Consider the following 22,553-nt stretch of genomic DNA (forward strand, 5'->3'; position numbering starts at 1 on the left):
ATATTTGCTAAAAATATAAATCACACTACTAAATATATCATTCAAAAAAATAATATAAGTTTCATGTATTTGTTTTTTTATAATTCATTGTTTTTTTGTATTAATTTATTCCTAAATATTATCCTTTGCTATTTTATTTGTTGTAAACCTTGTAATTAAGTTGCAATAATGCTATCTCTTGTAATAAATATTACTTTCAGAAAATTTTTGTAATTAATATTAATATCTGGATAATGAAATTTCATTATTGTAATATCCTTCAGAATCGTAAGGTTAAAACATATGTTTTATTTATGATTTATTGGAATAGATATAAATTATTAATGGAGTTTTTATGAAACGTAATATTATTGGCGGTGCGCTGACGCTGTCTGCTCTTTTAATGTCAGGCCATGTTTTAGCTGAAGATGGAACCGTTCACTTTGTCGGTGAAATTGTAGACAGCACCTGTGAAGTAACCTCTGATACCAACGATCAAACTGTCCCATTAGGCAAAGTTAATAAAACGGCTTTTTCTGCACCGGGAGATCTCGCTTCTCCGCAGGCGTTTAGCATCAAACTGGAAAAATGTCCGGCAACCTATGACAAAGCCGCAGTTCGTTTTGATGGCGTTGAAGCATCAAATGCGAGTGGTGATTTAGCAATTGGTAATCCTCTGAACACGACTACCCCAGGCGATTATACGGGTCAGGGTGCAGCAATTGCAGCTACAGGTGTCGCAATTCGTATTTTTAACCGTGAAGATAATAGCCAGGTTAAATTATATACAGACTCAGCATGGGCCAATATAGATAAAACGCTTGGCACCGCTGAAATGAAATTTATTGCTCGCTACATTGCAACAAGTGCTGCTGTAACTGCGGGTACAGCTAACGCTGATGCTCAATTTACTATCGAGTACATGAAGTAAACTAACTAGAGCCTTTTTATACTGAAATAAAGGCATCTTATTATTTTATGTAATCAGGCTCTGTCAAAATGGAATAATGGCAACTCGCATGATGAAAATTATTGGACTTGTTTTTATTTTTCTTATTTCCACATGTGCGCATGCCGGAATTATTATTGGTGGCACACGGTTGGTTTACTTAAGTAATAAATCAGACGTTACTGTCTCCGTTTATAACAAAGAAGACAAAATTCCCTATCTTGTCCAGGCGTGGGTCGACCCCTTTAATAAAGATGATAAAAGTAAAGCCCCGTTTGCTGTTATTCCGCCTGTTTCAAGACTGGAACCCTTACAGGAAAAAGTGTTACGTATTATAAAAACGAAAGGTGTTTTACCAGAAGATCGGGAGTCGGTATTCTGGCTGAATGTCAAAAACATTCCTCCTGCAAATAAAAACAAAGATGTTAACGCGTTAGAGATAGCGATAAAAACACGTATAAAACTATTCTGGCGCCCAGCATCCATAAAAACAATTCCAGAATCTGGCGCGGTTAATGTTAAATGGCATCGCCAGGCAAATAATCTCATTGTTGAAAATACAAATGCTATCCATATTAATATTATGGAAGTTAATGTCGATGGTAAAGACATTCCACTGAATATGATTCGCCCCTTTGAAACGCTTACGTTACCTTTGCCCGCACAGGCAAGTGGCAAAAATATGTATTGGCGATTTATTAATGATTATGGCGCTGTGAGCGAAAAAATTAAGGTCACATTGTGATTTATCGGGGGCATTCTTATGGCTAAAACAACTTTTTTTACTCATACAATGTCGGGAGTTTTACTCATCCTTTCCGGACAAGTCATAGCTGATGATAATTTTTTTAATCCCGCATTATTGGAAATTGATCATCCAACAGGTGTCGATATCAGCCAGTTTAACCGGGCAAACACGTTGCCCGCTGGTGTCTACAATGTTGATATTTATATCAATAGCAAAATGTTTGAGCGCCGGGATGTAAAATTTATCCATGACAACGAGGAGCAAGAGCTTTATCCCTGTTTTATTTCTCTGAAAGAAACGCTTGCGTCGATGGGGGTAAAAGTTAAAACGCTACCTTCACTTAACGATGCAGATGAAAAATCTTGTGTAAATCCCGTACCTCTCATTACAGGTTCAACGTGGTTATTTGATGGTCAATTATTACGCCTTAATATCACTATTCCGCAGATTTACCTTGATATGAATACACGTGATTATATTAGCCCGACTCGCTGGGATGAAGGTATTAATGCGTTGATGGTGAACTATGATTTTTCAGGTAGTCATACATTAAAAGCAGATTACAGTGCGGAGGATAGTAACTACCTCAATATACGCAATGGATTGAACATTGGTGCATGGCGACTGCGTAATTACAGTACATTAAACATAACAAATGGCGATGCGGAGTACCACTCAATTAATACGTGGTTACAGCGTAATATTCCTTCATTACGTAGCCAAATTATGTTAGGTGATACATGGACTGCAAGCGATATATTTGATAGTACTCAAATTAGAGGTGTTCGGTTATATACGGATAACGATATGTTACCGGTAAGCCAAAACAGTTTTTCTCCTGTAGTGCACGGCATTGCTAAAACTAATGCTACAGTTATTATCCGGCAGAATAATTATATTATTTATCAGACTGCTGTCCCGCAGGGCGCTTTTGCAATAACCGATCTCAATACCGTCAGTTCCGGTGGCGATCTCGATATAACCATTAAAGAAGAAGATGGTACTGAACAACATTTTACTCAGCCTTATGCTTCTTTAGCTGTTCTTAAGCGTGAAGGGCAAACGGATATTGATTTTAGTATTGGTGAATTACGCAATGATGAACACCATAAACCGGGTGTAATGCAGGCACAGGTCATCCATGGTTTGTCAAAAGGGATTACCCTGTATAGCGGTGCTCAACTTGCTGAAGATTATTCTTCTTTTGCTCTGGGTATCGGTAAAGATTTAGGGCGTTTTGGTGCAGTATCTCTTGATGTAACACATGCACAAGCGCAGTTCGACGATGCCGAAAATGAAACCGGACAATCATACCGATTTCTTTATTCTAAATTCTTTAATGATACCGATACGAGCATCCGTCTTGTTGGTTACCGTTATTCTACAGAAGGTTATTACACTCTGGATGAATGGTCTTCGAGATATAATAATCAGGATGATTTTTGGCAAACAGGAAACAGACGTAGTCGAGTTGAAGGTACATTAACGCAATCCTTTGAACAAGGATACGGAAATGTTTATTTGACATTGAGTCGTCAGGAATATTGGCATACGAATAATATTGAACGTTTAATTCAATTTGGTTATAGCAACAGCTGGAATAGCATATCATGGAATATGTCATGGAGTTACTCTGATATGTCTTCCAGTCGATATGGAAGCAATAATACTAAGGATAATGACAACGAACAAATTTATATGTTGTCGCTTTCTGTTCCTTTATCGGGTTGGCTAAATAATTCATTTGCGACGTATTCAGTTACCCAAAATGATTATTCCAATAGCTCCCATCAGGTTGGCTTGAGTGGCACTATGCTGGAAAGAAACAATCTCTCCTATAATTTGACGCAATCATACACCAGTGATGATGACACTGCAGGTGGCAGTCTTGCGCTGACCTATGATGGAACGTATGGCTCAGTCAATAGCAGTTATAATTATGACCGTAATGTACAGCGTTTAAATTATGGTGCCAGGGGGGGAATATTGGCACATAGCGAAGGTATTACTTTTAGCCAGGAACTTGGGGACACCGTTGCTCTTATTAAGGTACCTGGCGCGTCTGGTCTTGATGTTGAAAATACCACAGGCGTGGCAACTGACTGGCGTGGGTTTACCGTCAAAACACAACTTAGTCCCTACAGTGAAAACCGTATTGCTATTAGCAATAGTTATTTTTTGAATGAAAATGTCGAGTTGGATAACTCTGTAGTAAATATTGTACCAACACGTGGTGCAGTGGTAAAAGCTGAATTTTTAACGCATATCGGCTCAAGAGTATTTTTTACTCTTTTACAAGATAATGGCAAACCAGTCCCTTTTGGTGCAATGGCTTCAGTTGACAGTGGTTCGGTAGGTATTGTGGGTGATAACGGTGAACTCTATCTTTCTGGTTTATCTGAGCAGGGAAAAATAAAAATAGTATGGGGAGACAGTGCAGCTAAAAACTGTACGGTTGACTATATAGTAAATGAATCAGAAGGTGATGCAGGATTAATTCAACAGGATGCTATATGTCATTAAAAGAATATTATATAAAATATATTGTTATATGGGTGATCGGAACGATTGTTGCCTTGACATGTCTCGACGTATCGGCGGCTCCGAATGGTATTTGTACGGCTGATGGTGGTACTCATACCACTAGATTAAGGTTCCCAAATTATCAGATAGTTGGGTTTCAAAATGCCACGGGTGAAATTTTTGAAAAAGACGTCAATAACAATGATTCCTTTATGGGGCATTGTCATTGTGATACAGGAACAGTGGGGAAATTTGAAAGTGTTTATTATACCGCTGAAATAAATAATGCTCTGCTTCCAGCGGGAGCTCACTCAGGTCTTAATTATTATAACTTAAATAGCTACCTTGATGTTGGGATCTCTTTTTATGTCCTTAATAAAGGATATCACAATGCTCCATTCGAATATGTAGAAAATGATGCTGGTGATGGTGCTGAAATAGATTATTTATGTAATCGTGTAGAACCATTGAATATAATAAGCGGCACAGATTCAAAAATTTATTTTTACGTTAAAAAACCTTTTGTTGGCAAGACAATTATCCCCGACACCTTGATAGCCAGATTGTTTGGAACTATTAGCCGGGATACACCTGTTGATTATTCTCAACCGATTGTCAATGTATATATATCCGGTGATATAACTGCACCACAAACATGTGAGATAAACTCTGATCAGGTCATTATATTTGATTTTAAGAAAATCCCTGCCTCTGAGTTTTCTTCTACAGCAGGCTCATCACTACGCAACAGAAAAATCACGATGAATGCTGATATAAAATGTACTGGTGGAGTCTATTCATGGAACCAAATCAATGTTTTATTGAATGCTAATGCCGTAGGTTCCGATACATCAATGATTCAGACAACAAATCCAGATGTTGCCATCAAAGTGTATGATAAATACGATCAAGAAGTAGACGTGCATGGCGGTGTTATGGAACCTGACTTTACTGCTTCATCTTTTGGCGAAAAAGAAGGTCATCTTTTATTTTCAAGCGCACCTGCCAGCGCCACAGGTACAAGACCACAACCAACGCCATTCAGTGCAACGGCTACGCTAACCTTTGAATTTTCAAATTAATTTCACAGACAACGATTGTTGATGACAGTCGTTGTCATATTTGCTCAATGATTCTGCTTTTGATGATTAAGTCATCATAAAAAAGACAATATAAATCAATAAGTAAAAAGATAATCCCGCTTGTCATAAAACTGTCATATTCCTTACATATAACTGTCACCTGTTTGTTTTATTTTGCTTCTCGTAGCCAACAAACAATGCTTTATGAATCCTCCCAGGAGACATTATGAAAGTTATGCGTACCACCGTCGCAATTGTTGTCGCCGCGACCTTATCGATGAGTGCTTTCTCTGTGTTTGCAGAAGCAAGCCTGACAGGTGCAGGTGCAACCTTCCCTGCGCCGGTGTATGCCAAATGGGCTGACACTTACCAGAAAGAAACCGGTAATAAAGTTAACTACCAGGGTATCGGTTCTTCCGGTGGCGTAAAACAGATTATCGCCAATACCGTTGATTTCGGTGCTTCAGACGCGCCGCTGTCTGACGAAAAACTGGCTCAGGAAGGTCTGTTCCAGTTCCCGACCGTGATTGGCGGCGTGGTGCTGGCGGTTAACATTCCGGGGCTGAAGTCTGGCGAACTGGTGCTGGATGGTAAAACGCTCGGCGACATCTACCTGGGCAAAATCAAGAAGTGGGATGACGAAGCCATCGCCAAACTGAATCCGGGGCTGAAACTGCCTTCACAGAACATTGCCGTAGTGCGCCGCGCAGATGGCTCCGGTACTTCCTTCGTCTTCACCAGTTACCTGGCGAAAGTGAACGAAGAGTGGAAAAACAACGTCGGCACTGGCTCTACCGTAAAATGGCCGATCGGTCTGGGTGGTAAAGGTAACGACGGTATTGCTGCGTTCGTTCAGCGTCTGCCGGGGGCAATTGGTTACGTTGAATATGCGTATGCCAAGCAAAATAACCTCGCTTATACCAAACTTATTTCAGCGGACGGTAAACCTGTTGCACCGACCGAAGAAAACTTCGCTAACGCTGCAAAAGGCGCAGACTGGAGCAAAACATTCGCTCAGGATCTGACTAACCAGAAAGGCGAAGATGCGTGGCCTATCACCTCTACCACGTTCATTCTGATCCACAAAGATCAGAAGAAACCAGAACAAGGCACAGAAGTGCTGAAATTCTTCGACTGGGCGTACAAAACCGGGGCTAAACAGGCGAACGACCTGGATTACGCCAGCCTGCCGGATAGCGTAGTTGAACAGGTTCGCGCTGCGTGGAAGACCAATATTAAAGACAGTAGCGGTAAGCCGCTGTACTAATAAAACTCCAGGCCGGGTACGGTGTTTTACGCCGCATCCGGCATTACAAAATGACTTTGTAAACGCGTTTAACTGAAGAGTAACTTATGGCTGCAACCAAGCCTGCTTTTAACCCACCGGGTAAAAAGGGCGACATAATTTTCAGCGTGCTGGTAAAACTGGCGGCGCTGATTGTGCTATTGATGTTGGGTGGCATTATTGTCTCTCTGATCATCTCCTCCTGGCCGAGCATTCAGAAATTTGGTCTGGCTTTCCTGTGGACCAAAGAGTGGGATGCACCGAACGATATCTACGGGGCGCTGGTACCGATCTACGGTACGTTGGTGACTTCGTTTATCGCGCTGCTGATCGCCGTCCCGGTGAGTTTCGGTATCGCCCTGTTCCTGACCGAGCTTGCGCCTGGCTGGCTGAAGCGCCCGCTGGGTATCGCCATTGAGCTGCTGGCAGCCATTCCAAGTATCGTTTACGGCATGTGGGGCCTGTTTATCTTTGCGCCGCTGTTCGCCGTTTACTTCCAGGAGCCGGTCGGCAATATCATGTCGAATATCCCGATTGTCGGCGCGCTGTTCTCTGGCCCGGCATTTGGTATCGGTATCCTCGCGGCAGGCGTGATCCTCGCCATCATGATCATTCCTTACATTGCGGCGGTAATGCGCGATGTGTTCGAGCAAACCCCGGTGATGATGAAAGAGTCAGCCTACGGTATCGGCTGCACCACCTGGGAAGTTATCTGGCGTATCGTTCTTCCGTTCACCAAAAATGGGGTTATCGGCGGCATTATGCTGGGGCTGGGGCGCGCGCTCGGTGAAACCATGGCGGTGACCTTTATCATCGGTAACACCTACCAGCTCGACAGCGCCTCGCTGTACATGCCGGGCAACAGTATCACCTCTGCGCTGGCCAACGAATTTGCCGAAGCGGAATCCGGTCTGCACGTTGCTGCACTGATGGAACTGGGCCTGATCCTGTTTGTGATTACCTTCATCGTCCTCGCCGCATCGAAGTTTATGATTATGCGCCTGGCTAAAAATGAGGGGACACGCTAATGGCTATGGTTGAAATGCAAACCACTGCGGCGCTGGCAGAATCTCGCCGCAAAATGCAGGCGCGTCGCCGCCTCAAAAACCGTATTGCACTGACGCTCTCGATGGCGACGATGGCCTTCGGTCTGTTCTGGCTGATCTGGATTTTAATGTCCACCATCACTCGCGGTATTGACGGTATGTCGCTGGCGCTGTTCACCGAAATGACGCCGCCGCCAAATACTGAAGGCGGTGGTCTGGCGAACGCCCTGGCGGGTAGCGGCCTGTTAATTTTGTGGGCCACGGTATTCGGTACGCCGCTGGGTATCATGGCGGGGATTTATCTGGCGGAATATGGTCGTAAATCCTGGCTGGCAGAAGTTATTCGCTTCATTAACGACATCCTGCTCTCCGCGCCGTCGATTGTGGTTGGTCTGTTTGTTTACACCATCGTGGTGGCGCAGATGGAGCACTTCTCCGGTTGGGCGGGCGTGATTGCCCTTGCGCTGTTGCAGGTGCCGATTGTTATCCGTACCACCGAGAACATGCTGAAACTGGTGCCAGACAGCCTTCGTGAGGCGGCTTATGCGCTGGGTACGCCGAAGTGGAAGATGATCTCCGCGATTACGCTGAAAGCGTCGGTATCCGGGATCATGACCGGTATCCTGTTGGCGATTGCCCGTATTGCCGGTGAAACCGCACCGCTGCTGTTTACCGCGCTCTCCAACCAGTTCTGGAGCACGGACATGATGCAGCCGATCGCCAACCTGCCGGTGACGATCTTTAAGTTTGCGATGAGTCCGTTTGCGGAATGGCAGCAATTGGCCTGGGCCGGGGTGTTGATCATTACCCTGTGCGTCCTGCTGCTGAACATTCTGGCGCGCGTTGTTTTTGCGAAGAATAAACACGGTTAACACTTTGCCGGATGCGGCGTGAGCGCCTTATCCGGCCTACGGTAAGCCTGATTAGCGAAGTGCATCAGGCACGATGAGGAAAAGATTGCAATGAGTATGGTTGAAACTGCCCCGAGTAAAATTCAGGTTCGTAATTTGAACTTCTACTACGGCAAATTCCATGCCCTGAAAAACATCAACCTGGATATCGCTAAAAACCAGGTTACGGCGTTTATCGGGCCGTCCGGCTGCGGTAAATCGACGCTGCTGCGTACCTTCAACAAAATGTTTGAACTGTATCCGGATCAGCGTGCGGAAGGTGAAATTCTGCTCGATGGCGACAACATCCTGACTAACACTCAGGATATCGCCCTGCTTCGTGCGAAAGTGGGCATGGTGTTCCAGAAACCGACGCCGTTCCCGATGTCCATCTACGATAATATCGCCTTTGGTGTCCGTCTGTTTGAGAAGCTCTCTCGTGCCGACATGGACGAGCGCGTACAGTGGGCACTGACCAAGGCCGCATTGTGGAACGAAACCAAAGATAAATTGCACCAGAGTGGTTACTCTCTCTCTGGTGGTCAGCAACAGCGTCTGTGCATTGCACGTGGTATCGCCATTCGCCCGGAAGTGCTGCTGCTCGACGAACCGTGTTCGGCGCTCGACCCCATCTCCACCGGGCGTATTGAAGAGCTGATCACCGAACTGAAGCAGGATTACACCGTGGTGATCGTCACCCACAACATGCAGCAGGCGGCGCGTTGTTCCGACCACACGGCATTTATGTATATGGGCGAATTGATTGAGTTCAGCAACACGGACGATCTGTTCACCAAGCCAGCGAAGAAACAAACAGAAGACTACATCACCGGTCGTTACGGTTGATTCAGGAGTGCGTTATGGACAGTCTCAATCTTAATAAACATATTTCCGGCCAGTTCAACGCTGAACTGGAAAGCATCCGCACGCAGGTGATGACCATGGGCGGTATGGTGGAGCAACAGCTTACTGATGCCATCACCGCTATGCACAACCAGGACAGCGATCTGGCGAAGCGCGTGATCGAAGGCGACAAAAACGTCAACATGATGGAAGTCGCGATCGATGAAGCCTGCGTGCGCATTATCGCTAAACGTCAGCCGACGGCGAGCGATCTGCGTCTGGTGATGGTGATCAGCAAAACCATTTCCGAGCTGGAGCGTATTGGCGACGTGGCGGATAAAATCTGTCGCACTGCACTGGAGAAATTCTCCCAGCAGCATCAACCGTTGCTGGTAAGTCTGGAGTCTCTGGGGCGTCACACAATCCAGATGCTGCATGACGTGCTGGACGCGTTTGCGCGCATGGATATTGACGAAGCGGTGCGTATTTATCGTGAAGATAAAAAAGTCGATCAGGAGTACGAAGGTATCGTGCGCCAGCTGATGACTTACATGATGGAAGATTCGCGCACGATTCCGAGCGTACTTACCGCGCTGTTCTGTGCGCGTTCAATCGAACGTATCGGTGACCGTTGTCAGAATATCTGTGAATACATCTTCTACTACGTGAAAGGGCAGGATTTCCGTCACGTCGGCGGCGATGAGCTGGATAAACTGCTGGCAGAAAAAGATCCGAAAGCGTAACGCCAAGCGTAGGCCGGATAAGGCATTTATCCGCATCCGGCAATCTGCGAGTACATAATTTGACCGGTGAGATATATCACCGGTCTCTTTATTTACCGAGTAATATCCCAGCCACGAGCCTTCCAGAGCTCCGGTAACTGAACCAGCTCAGTAAAGGTAGTGACTTTCGGATGAACGATCGGCTTATTATGCGGGTCAGCGCAGAAGTAAAACACCTCCATACCGGCATCGATTCCTGACTGCGCACCGGCGCTGGAGTCATCGACCAGAATGCAGTTTTCAACGTTCACATTCATCGCTTTTGCGGCATGGAACATTAATGCCGGGTCGGGCTTCCAGCGTTGGATGTCATAGCCACTGAACAACTTTTCCGGGAAATAGTGCAGCATGTTGAGCTTACCAAGCGAATGCTGCATCTTGCTGACCGGGCCGTTAGAGACGACGCACATTGGCACTTTCACACTAGCCAGCAATTCGTTAGCACCCGCAATCACCTCCAGTTCGCTATCAAACAGACGTGCCACTTCCGCACGGTAAACGTGCTCGGCATCGGCACGAACTATTTCTACGCCCTGTTCTTTGCTAATGATGTCGATGATTTCGTAGAGTTTTACGCCTTTAAAGCGGGTAAAAATTTCTTCAAGGTCAACGTTAATGCCAAATTCCCTGAACATCGTGACATAGGCACGAGAGCAAATGACCTCGCTATCGACCAGCGTACCGTCACAGTCGAAAAATACCGCTTCTATCTGGGACATGTCTTTCCTTTATCGTTAGTTTAACGTTTTCGTCATGCAGATTAGCGCGACGCAATCGTTGCCGTATAAGCAAATACAATGAAAAAAAGTTATCTTCAGCCGTCCATATTGTCTCATTTTGGTATACGATAGCGACGTATTTTCCCTCCTTGTTCGGAAATAGATAATGAGTCAACAACACACAACCCAGGCTTCTGGCCAGGGGATGCTGGAACGCGTGTTTAAACTGCGCGAACATGGCACGACGGCACGGACCGAAGTGATCGCCGGTTTTACCACCTTCCTGACGATGGTTTACATCGTTTTTGTTAACCCGCAAATTCTCGGCGTTGCTGGCATGGATACCAGCGCCGTCTTCGTCACCACCTGTCTGATTGCTGCGTTCGGCAGTATTCTGATGGGGCTGTTTGCTAACCTGCCAGTCGCGCTGGCTCCCGCTATGGGTCTGAATGCGTTCTTCGCTTTTGTCGTTGTGCAGGCGATGGGCTTGCCATGGCAGGTTGGGATGGGCGCCATTTTCTGGGGCGCGATTGGTCTGCTGCTGCTGACGATTTTCCGCATTCGCTACTGGATGATAGCCAACATTCCTGTGAGTCTGCGTGTGGGTATTACTAGCGGTATCGGCCTGTTTATCGGCATGATGGGGCTGAAAAACGCGGGCGTGATTGTCGCGAATCCAGAAACGCTGGTGAGCATCGGTAATCTGACTTCTCACAGCGTGCTGCTGGGTATCCTCGGCTTCTTCATCATCGCCATTCTGGCCTCACGTAACATTCACGCGGCGGTGCTGGTTTCCATCGTGGTGACGACGCTTCTGGGCTGGATGCTGGGTGATGTCCACTATAATGGCATCGTTTCTGCGCCGCCGAGCGTGATGACGGTGGTGGGGCATGTGGATTTAGCAGGGTCGTTTAACCTCGGACTGGCAGGGGTGATTTTCTCTTTCATGCTGGTCAACCTGTTTGACTCCTCCGGTACGTTGATTGGCGTAACCGATAAAGCCGGTCTGGCGGATGAGAAAGGTAAATTCCCGCGCATGAAGCAGGCGCTGTATGTCGACAGTATCTCTTCCGTGACCGGTTCGTTTATCGGTACTTCTTCCGTCACGGCATACATTGAGTCTTCTTCCGGCGTTTCCGTTGGCGGTCGTACCGGTCTGACGGCAGTGGTTGTCGGCCTGCTGTTCCTGCTGGTTATCTTCCTGTCGCCGCTGGCGGGGATGGTGCCAGGCTACGCCGCGGCTGGCGCGCTGATTTACGTTGGCGTACTGATGACATCAAGTCTTGCGCGTGTGAAATGGCAGGATCTCACCGAATCCGTTCCGGCGTTTATTACCGCCGTGATGATGCCGTTTAGCTTCTCGATTACCGAAGGTATTGCGCTGGGCTTTATCTCCTACTGCGTGATGAAAATCGGCACCGGACGTCTGCGTGACCTTAGCCCGTGCGTAATCATCGTGGCGCTGCTGTTTATCCTGAAGATTGTGTTTATCGACGGACACTAAAACCGATAGCTCGTTAAAAAAACCCGCCATGCGTTACCGCAGGCGGGTTTTTTATTTAGAGTTTCACCCTTTGAATAAACTCGCCAAATGCGGTCAATTGCCCGGTCAGGTGATCCAGCGTTCCCTGATCAATCACTTCTCCGGTTTGTGGATCGACTTTGTTCTGAATCACGCCGCCCATAAACTCTGGTTTGTTCATTACCATGGCATCGAGGAAGACCAGAATCTGGCGCAGATGATACTGACAGCGTGCGCCGCCAATTACGCCCATTGAGCTGGTCTGAATCAACACCGGTTTACCGGCCAATGGCTGATCGGGCAGGCGGGAAAGCCAGTCGATGGCATTTTTCAGCCCGCCCGGCACCGAGTAGTTATATTCCGGCGTCACGATCACCACACCATCCGCCTGACGAATCTGTTCCGCCAGAGCTTCAACCGTTGCTGGAAAACCGTCTTCCTGCTGTACGTCTGCGTCATATAAGGGAATGTCAGCAATAGATGGCAACGCGTTAACTTCCATACCCGCTGGGGCAATTTTCGGCAGCGTACGTGCAACCATGCCATTAAATGAACCTTTGCGCAGGCTTCCCAATAACGTAACCACCTTCAATTTTTCAGACATGATGACTCCTGTGGTTGTCTATCAATTTGGCAAAAATGACTTCACGGTAGAGAGCTGGGCAAAACGCATCATCCGGCTGGTAGGATTATTGGCGCGGCTGTGAATATCCGGCAGGCTTTTCCAGCCTTGCCTACCATCAAACTCCCAGACATTGAGCTTTTCAATCGCTGGGCTGACCGCCACGGACCATACCAGCACTTCCTCTGCGTCGCATATTGCTTCTACATGATTTACATGGGCACATTTCAGGCGTCCCGCAATGGGCATCAACTGCAGATTTCGCGGGTCGTCATTCAGAACATCACCGGTAAGTTTTAGCACGCTTCGGCGCAGCGTGATGAGCTGCGCTCGCGCTTCGTTAGGATCGTTCTGCTTACTGATCCATAGTGATTCATTGCTGGAAAAAGCATGGTTATCGGGCGCGTGAGGGCTATGAAACCCACGAGTCGCGCGCTGTAGTTCCATATCGAGGCCACATTCACCTTCGGTTGTTAACGCCACACCGACCATGTTTCCTGCATAGGATATTGAAAATGATGGTAAATTTTTATCGTGGAAAACCGGCTTTCCTTTAGCCTGGGTGACGATTTCCGGCAATTCACTAATGCCGTACAGCAAGAACATCAGTTCTGCGAGTAAACCTCTGGACGCCAGGAAACGACTTTGACGATGAGGGGGAAGATTTAGGGCTTCTTGATGACACTGGGAGGGTAGACGAACAGATATCAGGTGTCCTTCCGTTAAAATCCCTCGGGCAAAGTGAGTCGCCATTTTTCGCTCCATGCTTAATGGTCCATTATGAATACAGAGTAATCATTTACTGAAATTATGGACAGACTAAAGCGGCGAAAAGTTCGATTCAGATAAATTTATTACATGTTTTTTACATTTTATCGCGAAATATGGTCGCGTTTTATACGATTTAATTATGTCATCGAGGCGTAAAGATTTTTAATGGTTTCCCGTAACCAGACGATCTTCGGGTTATGGCTGTTCCGTTTGTGCCACAGCAGAGTAAACGGCACTTCCAGCTTTTTTTGCTGGATTTCGTCAAACGGGAGAGGGAGTGCAACCAGTGGAAGCTGGTGGAGTTGGTTGTAGTACTGACAGTAGCGCGGTGCGGTCGCCAGTAGCAGATTGTCGGGCTGCGCCGCCATAAACAGTGACTGCTCGAATTCCGGCAGACTCATGGCAATCGTGCGTTCGCGTCCTGATTCCTGCAACACATTGTCCAGCGCCCAGGTATCGCTCTGTTCCCAGCAAATGCTGATATGTGGATAACGTAAAAAAGTATCCAGATCCCATTCTTCACGCAGCGCCGGATGATCTTTGCGCAACCAGACGCACGGTAAGTCTGTAAATAATACGTCATAATCAATAGACAACGGCAGAAGACTAAGCTGTTCTCGCGAGCGAGGGTGGCTTTCTCGTCCGGTAAAACCGATATCCACTTCGCCACGAATAATTGCATCCAACGAGTCATAATCCCAGTTGCGCAGTTTAATCGTCGCCTGTGGGTAACGCTGGTAAATATGTTTCGACAGCGCGTTAAACATGATCATCATCAGCGGCGATTCTGCTGCCAGCTCAAACTTAAGACCACGTGGCGTTTGGTGGTGCGGTTTATCCAGCAGCAGATTGCTCATTTGCATCCACTCCGCCAGATTTTGCTCCATGCTGACCATCAGCGGCGTTGGCGTCAGGCCCAGCGGTGAGTTCACAAAGAGCAGGTCATCAAACCATATCCGAAGCTTTGCCAGAGATTTGCTCACCGCCGAAGGCGTCACGTTCATCCGCTTCGCCGCTTTGGTCACGCTGCGCTCCTGCATCAGCAGTTGCAGGCAGAGCAGCAAATTCAGATCAAGTGTGGTGATGGATTTCTTCATGAGCGGTAACGGGGCGTCCAGGCGCGACGAGCATAATCAGCAACAGGCTCACTATGCTACAGGCAATCAGAATCCCGATCAGCATATTCCATGCGCCTACGCCGACTACCGCCGCTAGCCAAATCCACAGTGATGAACCGCAAACCTGTGCAATGCCTAATGTCGAACTGGCTACGCCCGCGCGTAATGAAAACGGCCCTAACGCCTGACTCATTGCCACGCCGAATCCCACCGAAAAACCAGCGCAAATCAACGTGATGCCAAATAGCGAAACTGCATGGGAAGGCGAAACCGCAAGGATGATTCCCGCCGCCAGAAATAACACCTGCGAGGTGATCATCAACGTACGTGGCTTAAAAATCCCCAACGCAAATGGCGTGGAGAACGATACGGTCATGCTGACACCTGCGGTCAACGCCATAATGGTGGCGTATTCTCCGCGCGCAAAGCCCATGATTTCCATCAGCAATACTGGCGACGTATTCACGAAGGTAAGTATGACTGAGACGCTGAGGGTGGTGATAAGCACTCGACTGAGGAAAAAGCGGTTAAGCAACGACTCGGTATTTTCTCGTGTTTTGCCCGAAGCGGCAGGTGTCGCAGGGCGGGTTTCTTTTAAAATAAACAATGACAACATGAGTACCGCGACACCCATCAGCGCCATTACCCAGAACAGGCTCTGCCACGGGAACTTAAGCATAATCAGGTGGCCAAGCACTGGCGCTAACACCGGAATGATGCAGGTAATGCCGTTGAGTAATGACAGCACTTTTGCCCGACGTCGATCGTCCAGCGTGTCGCGTAAAATCGCGAATGCCACCACGTAACAACAGCCCGCGCCGAGTCCCTGCAAAAAGCGTCCTGCAAGAAATAACGCGCTGGTTTCAGCCAGTGAACAGAACACCGAGGCGATAATAAATAGCGCCGCGCCGGGGATGGCGACAGGTTTTCTCCCTGAACGGTCGGCCACTTTCCCGGCAAATAGCATTGCTGCTGCCATCCCCGCAAGGTAAACGGAGAACGCAATATGCAACTGCGCTTCGCTGGCATTGAGATCGGCGGCGATGCGCGGTAAGCCGACCAGGTACATATCAATACCTGCGGGATAGAGTAAAACCAGGGCAAAACTACAAATTAAAAAGCGGGACATGGGATAAAGCGTCCTGACGGGAAGGTGACGCAAAGCATACGTGGTGAAGGAGAATCAGGCGAGTTGCCATTTGGACAAAAGAGATTTCCTGGCAGGAAAGAAGCCAGCGAATGACCGCTGGCTTCTTTAAGGGCTTAGCTAAATTTAGGTAACACGTTAAAGACGTTGCCGAACCAGCACAAAATCACGGCGATACCAAAGAGAATGACAACCGCTGGAATAAGATTACCGCCCCAGACCGTGAATATCTGATTGGGAAACTTCTTGCGTGCTTTGATTGCCAGTACCGCGGGGATAATGACCGCCCAGATGGTGGCGCACAGTCCGGCACCGCCAATCCCGTAAATAAAGCCATTCGGGAAGACGAGATACAACAAAGCGGGTGGCAGGAAGGTTAACAGCACGGTTTTGAAACGTCCGCCGTGGGAGTTATCAATCTTAAACAGATCCGCCAGGTAATCGAACAGCCCAAGCGTGACGCCAAAGAACGAACTGGCGACAGCTAAGTTGGAGAACACCAGCAGGCAAAATTCGATAATGCCATGCTGTTTGGTGCCGAGGAACGTTTTTACCAGTGAATCAACGTTACCGCCCGAGGAGATAATCGCTTTAAAACTTTCTCGCGAGATATTCCCCATCGTGCAATAAAGCCAGAAGAGATAAATCACCAGTGCCAGCAGCGAGCCGAAAACTACGCTTTTGATTAGTTTATCTTTCTTTTTTCCATAGCAAATAATCAGACTGGGAATATTGCCGTGGAAACCAAATGACGCCAGACACACCGGCAAAGCCATAAAGATATACGGGAAGTAAGACGTCCCCGCAGTCGTGCTGGTGGAATCGCGCAGAATGGAATAATCGACCTGGAAGAAGAAAGAACCAAACACGATCACAAAGGAGATAATCTTCAGCCCGAGGAACAACGAGGTAATACGACTGGCGGCTAAAGAGCTTATCCACAATACGCTGGCAACGAAAATGGCCGTACAGATCCCGACAATGCGTGGATTAGCGTGATAGCCCAAATTCATCGATATCGTTTCGCTAATGATTGCGCCGTTAGCAGAGATATAAGCATAAGTGAGAATATAAAGAACGAAGGCAACGGTAATACCGCTAATAATGTTCCAGGTGTTGCCAATTAAATCTTTGGTGATGGTGTTAAAACTGGAGCCGACGGGATAATTTAAGTTTGCTTCTAATAATAATAGGCCTGAATGTAACATTGAAAACCAGGCGATAATAAGAATAAAAGCGCCCCAAAAAAACCAGGCACCGGCAAGGTCAACAGGTAAAGCAAACATCCCACCGCCAATTACTGTACCGGCTATAACCATAACACCCCAAAATGCAGAGTGCTTTTTTTCTGATTGATCAGTCATGATGCCACCTTTAGAGGAAGGCTATTTTTGTTATTGAGGATGTAGGGGAAATAGAGTGGCTAACATCCTTATAGCCACTCTGTAGTGTTAATTAAACTTCTTTCAGTTTTGCGGTGAAGTGACGCAATACTTTTGGTTCGTAGGTAAAGGTTAATCCTTTAATATTTGTCGCGTTCTCTTTCACATGTTTGAAGGCTTCAATAATGAAGTCCATATGTGTTTGGGTATATGTTGCACGTGGAATGGTTAAACGCAGCAGTTCTGCCGGGCAAGGCAGTTGTTTACCGGTTTTCGGATCGCGACCTAACAGGAAGGAACCAATTTCTACCGCACGGATACCGGCGACTTTATACAATTCGCACGCCAGTGCCTGTGCCGGGAATTGATCTGCCGGGATATGCGGTAACAGTTTACCGGCATCAACGAACGCCGCGTGACCGCCCGCCTGTTGGCATACTACGCCAATCTCTTCCAGACCATCGACCAGATACTGCACCTGCGCAATACGATAAGCCAGCCAGTCATGGTTCATGCCGTCATACAGACCCACCGCCAGACGCTCCATCGCACCGCCTTCCAGACCACCATAAGTCGGGAAGCCTTCCTGCACTACGCACAGCGTTCTGCATTCGGTGTAGACATCGAAGAAGCTGTCGTCTTTCACGCACAGCAGGCCGCCCATCGGCACCATCGCATCTTTCTTGGCGGACATCGCCAGCATATCGGCATATTTATAGGTTTCGCGAGTGATCTGCTCGATAGTCCAGTCTTTATATTCCGCTTCACGCTGTTTGATGAAATAGGCGTTTTCGGCAAAGCGCGCGGAGTCCATCACTACCGGAATATCGTATTTCTTCGCAATGCTGTACATCGCTTTCATATTTGCCAGTGAAACCGGCTGGCCGCCTGCGGAGTTGCTGGTAATGGTCGCAACGATATACGGCACGTTATTCGGGCCAACTTCTTCAATACCGCGTTCTAATCCTTCGAGGTCAAAGTTGCCTTTAAAGTCGTAACGTACGCCAGTATCGAAGGCTTCTTTGATATAGACGTTACGCACGGTACAGCCGTTAATCTGGCTATGACCCTGAGTGGTATCGAAGAAATAGTTAGAGAACGCCACCATTTTGCTGCGATCCAGACCTTTTTCCTGCTCGCGTTTTTTAATCAGTACCGGAATATAGATTTGCTCTGCGCCACGGCCCTGGTGGGTCGGAATAGTGTATTGATAACCAAAGATATTTTTTACTGACTCGGCTAACGCATAGTAGCTGCGGCTGCCACTGTAGGCTTCGTCGCCGCGCATCATCGCTGCCTGCATACTTTGAGTTACCGCCCCGGTGCCGCTGTCGGTCAGTAAATCGATAAACACATCTTCGCTATCCAGCAGGAACGGGTTCATACCAGATTTAATAATCGCTTCTTCACGGTAAGCGCGAGTCGTACGTTTTACTGGCTCAATAACACGAATGCGGAACGGTTCAGGGAGATGTTTAAAGTTTTCCATTGCATAATCCTTCATTTATTTTAATTACAGTGATCCCTGTGAATATTGCGTCTGCAATAACCATTAATTCACCATAATTATGTATGCGAGTACATTTATTTAGACGAGCAAATAGATAAAGCAATAATGGCTTGTCTAAAAGGTAAAATTAAGGCATGGCAAACTAATAGATCACATTGAATCCAATTGGTTTGACTCTGGTGATGGCTACAGAAGGGAAAATTAAGGGCGGTGATCGACAATCTTGTTGTCAATATTGAACCACTTTGAGGTCACACATATATGTAAGATATTCATAATGCACTTATCCTCGAAAGACATGTTGCTACACTATTACATTAAGGTTTTTATATCTATTCCTAAGTTTATTAAATGTGAATCGAATCACAATCGTTCGAGATGCATTATTAAATGTTTTTTCAGAAAAATACGCTGCATTAAAATTTTAATGTTTATAAGATGAATTGATTAATAAAAAGTATGCAAACAGGAAAACAAAGCCGCATCCTGATTACCAGATGCGGCTTCGTAAGTGCGGTTACTTACCGATACAGAAGCTGGAGAAAATCCGCCCCAGTAGGTCGTCAGAGGTAAACTCCCCGGTAATCTCGCTCAAGTTCTGCTGCGCCAGGCGCAGCTCTTCCGCCAGCAATTCGCCAGCCCATGCGCCCAACAGCTGTGCTTTACCTTGCTGCAAATGCTCCGCCGCCTGTTCCAGCGCCTGTAGGTGACGACGGCGCGCCAGGAAGCCGCCTTCCATGTTGGTGTCAAAGCCCATGCTCTGTTTGAGATGGTTACGCAGCACGTCCACACCTTCACCAGTTCTTGCCGAGAGACGAATTAACGCGTGACCGTTCACTTCGCTCATTCCCAGCGTTTCGCCGGTGATATCGGCTTTATTGCGCACGACGGTGATCGGTAGTTTCGCAGGCAGACGGGCGATAAATTCCGGCCAGATCTCTGCCGGATCAACGGCATCTGTCGTGGTGCCATCGACCATAAACAGCACGCGGTCGGCCTGTTCAATTTCCTGCCACGCACGCTCGATACCAATACGTTCCACTTCGTCACTGGCTTCACGTAACCCGGCGGTGTCGATGATATGCAGCGGCATTCCGTCAATGTGGATATGCTCACGCAGCACGTCACGCGTGGTTCCGGCGATATCAGTTACGATCGCCGCTTCACGCCCAGCCAGCGCGTTCAGCAGGCTCGATTTACCGGCGTTAGGACGCCCGGCAATCACCACTTTCATCCCTTCGCGCAACAGGCTGCCCTGACGAGCTTCGGCGCGTACTGCGTCAAGATCGGCAATTACGCCATTGAGCTGGGCTTCAATTTTGCCGTCGGAGAGGAAATCGATCTCTTCATCGGGGAAATCAATCGCCGCTTCGACGTAAATACGCAAGTGGGTGAGGGCTTCCACCAGATGGTTGACCCGTGTGGAGAATGCGCCTTGCAGCGAGTTAAGTGCCGAACGGGCCGCCTGTTCCGAACTGGCATCGATCAGATCGGCAATCGCCTCGGCCTGGGCTAAGTCGAGTTTATCGTTAAGAAACGCGCGTTCTGAAAACTCACCCGGGCGGGCAATCCGCAGGCCGGGAATGGTCAGAATACGTTTTAACAGCAGGTCGAGGATCACCGGACCGCCATGACCCTGCAGTTCCAGCACATCTTCGCCGGTGAACGAGTTCGGGCCAGGGAACCATAGCGCAATCCCCTGATCGAGCACGCTGCCGTCGGCGTCTTTAAACGGAAGATAATCGGCGTAGCGCGGCTTAGGCAGTTTACCCAGCACTGTTTCGGCAACTTCACGGGCTTTGAGGCCGGAGATGCGCAGGATGCCAACGCCGCCACGTCCCGGAGGCGTGGCCTGGGCTACGATAGTGTCATTATCGCTCATGATGTTCCTGTTGCTTTGTGTGGCGGATGCGCGGTGCTTATCCGCCCTACGAAAAGAAAAAAGGCGGTCAACTGACCGCCCTTATTTTAGCGAAAACTCACCGAATCAGGATTTTTTCTTCTCGCGGCTATGCAGGCCACGTTTTTCCAGACCACGGTAAATCAGCTGCTGCTGAATAATGGTAACCAGGTTGCTGACGATATAGTACAGCACCAGACCTGACGGGAACCACAGGAAGAACACGGTGAAGATGACCGGCATAAAGGTCATGATCTTCTGCTGCATCGGGTCGGTCACAGTGGTCGGCGACATCTTCTGAATGAAGAACATCGTTACGCCCATCAGGATCGGCAGGATGTAGTACGGGTCCTGTGCAGACAGGTCGTGGATCCACAGTGCAAACGGCGCCTGACGCAGTTCAACGGAACCCATCAGCATGTAGTACAACGCCAGGAAGATTGGCATCTGGATAATCAGCGGGAAGCAGCCGCCCAGCGGGTTAACCTTCTCAGCTTTGTACAGCGCCATCATTTCCTGGCTGATACGCTGTTTGTCATCGCCCAGACGCTCACGCATAGCCTGAATCTTCGGCTGCAGCATACGCATCTTCGCCATGGAGGTGTACTGCGCTTTGGTCAGCGGGTACATGATGCCACGAACGATAAAGGTGATGATGATAATGGAGAAGCCCCAGTTACCCACAAAGCTATGGATCCATTTCAGCAGTTTGAACAGCGGCTGAGAAATGAACCACAACCAACCGTAATCAACAGTCAGATCCAGGTGCGGAGCAACAGCAGCCATTTTGTCCTGGATTTCAGGGCCAACCCACAGGGTGCTGTTCATCGCGCCAGTCTGACCAGGCTGAACCAGTACCGGCTGAGATTTATAGCCGATAGCGGCGATGCCGTTACCCAGATTAGCGGTGTAGAAGTTGTTGGTGCCGTCGTTATGCGGGATCCACGCAGTCGCGAAATACTGTTGCAGCATCGCCACCCAACCACCTTTCGAAGAGATGTTCAGGTTTTCGTTATCGGCAATGGTATCGAACTTGTATTTCTCGTACTTCTCGTCAGGCGTGGAGTACGCCGCGCCACGGAAAGTATGCAGTGCGAAGTTGCTGCTTCCAGTGTCGAGATGCGGTGGCAGATTGATGGATTGCTTCAACTGGCCAAAGGTGGAGATCTCCAGCGGTTTTTCGCCAGCGTTCTGCACGTTGTAGTTGACGTTGACAGCGTAATCACCACGTTTCAGGACAAACGTTTTGGTAAACGTGTTGCCTGCCGCGTCAGTATACGTCATCGGCACCTGCAGTTCGTTTTGGCCTTCAGCCAGCACATAAGCGTCTTTTTCAACGTTATACAGCGGACGCGGGCCGTTAGCCGGGTTATCCGGGCCATCACGACCGGTCAGACCGCTCTGTGCCTGATAAATAAACTGCGGTGAAGTTTCCAGCAGCTGGAACGGCTGGGTAGAGTTCAGCTCTTTCGGGTATGCCGGGAGCAGAGCCTGTTCAACATCACCACCACGGGTGTTGATGGTCAGATCAAGCACGTCGGTCTTAACCGAAATCAGTTTCCCCTGGCCACTGGCCGGTACGCCCTGGTCGGCGGCGCTACCCGCTGCGGTGGTCGTTGTCTGCGTGGTCTGTTGGGCCTGAGGTTGCGGGTTTTTATCCTGCTCCCAGGCTTGCCAGATCATGAAAGACACGAACAGCAAAGCGATGACTAAAAGATTGCGTTGCGAATCCATC

General features: G+C 48.1%; 20 protein-coding genes. 10 read left to right on the top strand and 10 right to left on the bottom strand.

All coding sequences use genetic code 11. The features are described from left to right. Window positions 1-334: 334 nt before the first annotated feature. The 9 genes from FEM44_RS10035 (at window position 335) to phoU (ending at window position 10,088) form a co-directional block, all read left to right on the top strand. Window positions 335-910 (top strand): chaperone-usher fimbrial major subunit, encoded by a 576-nt coding sequence (locus FEM44_RS10035; RefSeq protein ID WP_135523357.1) that lies wholly within the window; start codon window positions 335-337, stop codon window positions 908-910. 34 nt (window positions 911-944) lie between these two features. Next, complete coding sequence (locus FEM44_RS10040; protein WP_441316615.1) at window positions 945-1,673, top strand: fimbrial chaperone; 729 nt, start codon at window positions 945-947, stop codon at window positions 1,671-1,673. Between the two features lie 18 nt (window positions 1,674-1,691). Beyond that, on the top strand, window positions 1,692-4,199 hold the full coding sequence (locus tag FEM44_RS10045) for a fimbria/pilus outer membrane usher protein (protein WP_135523355.1): 2,508 nt from the start codon (window positions 1,692-1,694) through the stop codon (window positions 4,197-4,199). Next, window positions 4,190-5,281: a fimbrial protein gene (locus tag FEM44_RS10050; RefSeq protein ID WP_135523354.1), complete on the top strand. Its 1,092-nt coding sequence runs from the start codon at window positions 4,190-4,192 to the stop codon at window positions 5,279-5,281. The genes FEM44_RS10045 and FEM44_RS10050 overlap by 10 nt, the downstream gene beginning before the upstream one ends. Window positions 5,282-5,507: 226 nt before the next feature. After that, window positions 5,508-6,548: a phosphate ABC transporter substrate-binding protein PstS gene (pstS, locus tag FEM44_RS10055; protein WP_135523353.1), complete on the top strand. Its 1,041-nt coding sequence runs from the start codon at window positions 5,508-5,510 to the stop codon at window positions 6,546-6,548. Between the two features lie 86 nt (window positions 6,549-6,634). Further along, a complete protein-coding gene (gene pstC / locus FEM44_RS10060) occupies window positions 6,635-7,594 on the top strand; it encodes a phosphate ABC transporter permease PstC (RefSeq protein ID WP_135523352.1) in 960 nt (319 codons plus the stop codon). Beyond that, window positions 7,594-8,484 carry a phosphate ABC transporter permease PstA gene (gene pstA / locus FEM44_RS10065; protein WP_001251991.1) on the top strand — a complete coding sequence of 297 codons (891 nt, stop codon included), beginning with the start codon at window positions 7,594-7,596 and terminating at the stop codon, window positions 8,482-8,484. Before pstC ends, pstA begins: the two co-directional genes overlap by 1 nt. Window positions 8,485-8,574: 90 nt before the next feature. Beyond that, window positions 8,575-9,348, top strand: coding sequence for a phosphate ABC transporter ATP-binding protein PstB (gene pstB, locus FEM44_RS10070; protein ID WP_000063120.1), 774 nt, complete (start codon window positions 8,575-8,577; stop codon window positions 9,346-9,348). A 14-nt stretch (window positions 9,349-9,362) separates the two neighbouring features. Then, a complete protein-coding gene (gene phoU, locus FEM44_RS10075; RefSeq protein ID WP_135523351.1) occupies window positions 9,363-10,088 on the top strand; it encodes a phosphate signaling complex protein PhoU in 726 nt (241 codons plus the stop codon). A 92-nt stretch (window positions 10,089-10,180) separates the two neighbouring features. On the opposite strand, the gene yieH is transcribed toward phoU, so the two are convergent. Next, window positions 10,181-10,846, bottom strand: coding sequence for a 6-phosphogluconate phosphatase (yieH, locus tag FEM44_RS10080; protein ID WP_135523350.1), 666 nt, complete (start codon window positions 10,844-10,846; stop codon window positions 10,181-10,183). 166 nt (window positions 10,847-11,012) lie between these two features. Here yieH and adeP point away from each other — a divergent pair, with 166 nt between their 5' ends. Next, window positions 11,013-12,350, top strand: a complete 1,338-nt coding sequence (gene adeP / locus FEM44_RS10085; RefSeq protein ID WP_135523349.1) for an adenine permease AdeP — start codon at window positions 11,013-11,015, stop codon at window positions 12,348-12,350. Window positions 12,351-12,405: 55 nt separating this feature from the next. Here the strand turns inward: adeP and yieF are convergent, their stop codons facing one another. The 9 genes from yieF to yidC form a co-directional block, all read right to left on the bottom strand. Beyond that, the gene (gene yieF / locus FEM44_RS10090) at window positions 12,406-12,972 is read right to left on the bottom strand and encodes a class I chromate reductase YieF (protein ID WP_135523348.1); all 567 of its coding nucleotides are present in this window, start codon (window positions 12,970-12,972) and stop codon (window positions 12,406-12,408) included. Between the two features lie 21 nt (window positions 12,973-12,993). Continuing rightward, the gene (locus tag FEM44_RS10095) at window positions 12,994-13,743 is read right to left on the bottom strand and encodes a 4'-phosphopantetheinyl transferase family protein (protein WP_135523347.1); all 750 of its coding nucleotides are present in this window, start codon (window positions 13,741-13,743) and stop codon (window positions 12,994-12,996) included. Between the two features lie 155 nt (window positions 13,744-13,898). Beyond that, window positions 13,899-14,858 carry an HTH-type transcriptional regulator YidZ gene (gene yidZ, locus FEM44_RS10100; RefSeq protein ID WP_130258393.1) on the bottom strand — a complete coding sequence of 320 codons (960 nt, stop codon included), beginning with the start codon at window positions 14,856-14,858 and terminating at the stop codon, window positions 13,899-13,901. Continuing rightward, window positions 14,833-16,008, bottom strand: coding sequence for a multidrug efflux MFS transporter MdtL (gene mdtL, locus FEM44_RS10105; protein WP_135523346.1), 1,176 nt, complete (start codon window positions 16,006-16,008; stop codon window positions 14,833-14,835). The genes yidZ and mdtL overlap by 26 nt, the downstream gene beginning before the upstream one ends. Window positions 16,009-16,142: 134 nt before the next feature. After that, window positions 16,143-17,390, bottom strand: coding sequence for a low affinity tryptophan permease TnaB (tnaB, locus tag FEM44_RS10110; protein ID WP_135523345.1), 1,248 nt, complete (start codon window positions 17,388-17,390; stop codon window positions 16,143-16,145). A 91-nt stretch (window positions 17,391-17,481) separates the two neighbouring features. After that, window positions 17,482-18,897 (bottom strand): tryptophanase, encoded by a 1,416-nt coding sequence (gene tnaA / locus FEM44_RS10115; RefSeq protein WP_130206804.1) that lies wholly within the window; start codon window positions 18,895-18,897, stop codon window positions 17,482-17,484. A gap of 222 nt (window positions 18,898-19,119) precedes the next feature. Then, window positions 19,120-19,194, bottom strand: coding sequence for a tryptophanase leader peptide (gene tnaC / locus FEM44_RS10120; RefSeq protein ID WP_001364348.1), 75 nt, complete (start codon window positions 19,192-19,194; stop codon window positions 19,120-19,122). Between the two features lie 241 nt (window positions 19,195-19,435). Continuing rightward, a complete protein-coding gene (mnmE, locus tag FEM44_RS10125; protein ID WP_135523344.1) occupies window positions 19,436-20,800 on the bottom strand; it encodes a tRNA uridine-5-carboxymethylaminomethyl(34) synthesis GTPase MnmE in 1,365 nt (454 codons plus the stop codon). Window positions 20,801-20,905: 105 nt separating this feature from the next. Further along, window positions 20,906-22,552 (bottom strand): membrane protein insertase YidC, encoded by a 1,647-nt coding sequence (yidC, locus tag FEM44_RS10130; protein ID WP_064525945.1) that lies wholly within the window; start codon window positions 22,550-22,552, stop codon window positions 20,906-20,908. Window position 22,553 lies beyond the last annotated feature (1 nt).

Origin of the sequence: Escherichia sp. E4742 (genome assembly GCF_005843885.1) — a bacterium.
Lineage (GTDB): Bacteria > Pseudomonadota > Gammaproteobacteria > Enterobacterales > Enterobacteriaceae > Escherichia.